This window comes from Streptomyces sp. E2N166 (assembly GCF_003671715.1).
Lineage (GTDB): Bacteria > Actinomycetota > Actinomycetes > Streptomycetales > Streptomycetaceae > Streptomyces > Streptomyces thinghirensis.
In genome coordinates this window covers 729,069-731,170 of the sequence record NZ_RAIF01000032.1, presented here as the reverse complement: position 1 = coordinate 731,170, position 2,102 = coordinate 729,069, and the positions used below count along the sequence as shown (strand labels likewise).

Annotated in this window: 1 protein-coding gene; it reads right to left on the bottom strand. The window is 73.6% G+C overall.

What is annotated here, in order from left to right:
- A partial coding sequence (locus EBH09_RS38040; protein WP_193776616.1) for an SDR family oxidoreductase occupies positions 1-2,102 on the bottom strand: 2,102 nt, incomplete at both ends.

Sequence of the window (2,102 nt, the reverse complement as noted above, 5' to 3'; positions counted from 1 at the left end):
AGTTGGCGGACAGGTGGGCGGTCAGTTCGCGCAGGGTCGGCTGTTCGAAGAAGTCGCCGAGCGGTACGGCGACACCGAACTCCTCGTCCACGGCGGCGACGATCTTCATGCCGCTGAGCGAGTCGAAGCCGTAGTCGGCCAGCGGGCGGCCGGGGTCGATGTGCTCGTCCAGTTTGAGCACCCGCTCGACGAGGTCGCGCAGGCGCTCGGTGAGGACGTCGGTGGAGGTGGTCGCGCCCGGGGGAACGGGGGCGGACCCGGCGGCGGTGGCCGGGCCCGTCGTGGGCGCGGGCGCGCTCAGCAGGACCCCGTCGCTCTCCGCCACCAGGACGGTCTGGCCCAGCGCCGGGTCGCCGGCGCCCAGCGCGTGGACCGGGGCGTATCCCTCCTCGTACAGGAGCCGGGTCCAGCCCTGCGGCGAGGCGAGCGGGGAGTCGGCCATGCGCAGGTGGCCGTCCTCGAAGGCCCACCAGCCCTCCAGGACACCGCCGCCGATGGTCAGCAGCGGCCGTACGGAGGTCAGTTCGTTGAGGACCAGCCAGCCGCCGGGCCGCAGCAGCGCCTTGGCCTTGCGCAGGGTGGCGCGCAGGTCGCTGGTGGCGTGCACGACGTTGGTGGCGACGACGAGGTCGGCGCAGGCCGGCTCGAACCCCTGCTCCGCCAGTCCGCGTTCGAGGTTGAGCACCTGGAAGCGGGCGAAGTCATAGCGTTCGGCGAAGCGTTCCCGGCCGTGCTCGAGGAAGCGCGGCGAGATGTCGGTGAAGGTGTATCCGACGCGTCCACGGTGCGCGGCCAGCGCTGGCAGCACCCGTTCGCTGGTGGCGCCGGTGCCGGCGCCGAGTTCCACGACCTCGACCGTACGGCCCCGGGGCAGCCGCGGCAGGCGCAGGTCCAGGAAGTGACGGACCGTGTCGCGGACCAGCAGGTTGAAGGAGTCGGTGAGCGGGTTGCCCTTGTAGAAGTTCTGCACCAGCTTCATCGAGGAGCCGGGGAACATGATCTCGGTGGCGCCCACCTCGCCGCGCAGGATGCGCGGGTACGCCTGGAGGAACAGGCGGTTGAGGGTGACCGTCGGCTCGATGTCCGGGTAGGCCGCCGCGATCCGGTCGAATTCCGCCTCCCAGCGGCCCGAGTGCCCGTCCGCGTCGACGCCGTCGACCTCCGGGGTGGCGGCGACCAGGTCGCCGTCGCGGGTCAGGTATCCGGCGTCGGCCAGGATGTTGAGCAGTGCCTCGTGCAGTCGCCGGAAGCGGTCGAGGATGCCGAGGCGGCCGCGCAGCTCCTCGGCGCCGTGCCGTTCGCCGGAGCGCCGGAAGGCTCCCATGCGCTGGTAGACGCCGAGCAGCATGGGCGCGGAGACGGCCTCCAGCTCCTCGTACCCGGTGAGCACGCGGCGGGCGGCCGGGCCGGCGGCCGTACCGGCGCCGAGGTGTCCGGCCGCGGCGGCCAGGGCGGCCGGATGGCCGCCGCCGAGGACCTCGCCGTCCAGGGCCGGGTCGTGGCCCATGGCCTCCAGGGCCCGGCGCCCGGCGCGGATCGGCATGACCTGCGGCAGTCCGCTGCCGAGGATGCGGTGGACGGCGGCGATGCCCGTGGCGGGGCTGAAGCCGCTGATTCCGAGCCCGGCGAAGATGTCGGCGAGCCCGGGCTGGGCGCCGGAGCCGACCAGGCCCCAGTAGCCCTGGTTGACGACGGTCACCGGATACGGCAGCCGGTCGCGCAGGAACAGCGCGTAGGCGTCCTCGGTGGCGGAGGCGCAGATGTAGGCGCCGTTGCCGGCGAAGCTGCCGAAGGAGCCCGCGGAGGAGAAGTAGACCAGGAAGTCGAGGTCCTGGCCGTCGACGGCGGCGGCGAGCGCGGCGGCACCCTCGGTCTTGACGCGGGTCGCGGCGGTGAAGGTCTCCTCGTCGAGATCGGCCAGGGCGTGGTTGTCGAACACCATCGCGGCGTGCACCGCACCGTGCAGGGCGCCGAAGCGGCGGTGCGCCTCGGCGACGGCGGCGGCGAGGTCGGCGGTGGCACAGGCGTCGCCGCGGACGTGGGCGACGTCGCCGCCGAGGGCGCGGATCTCCTCGGCGGCGGTGCGCTGTTCGGAGCCGAGG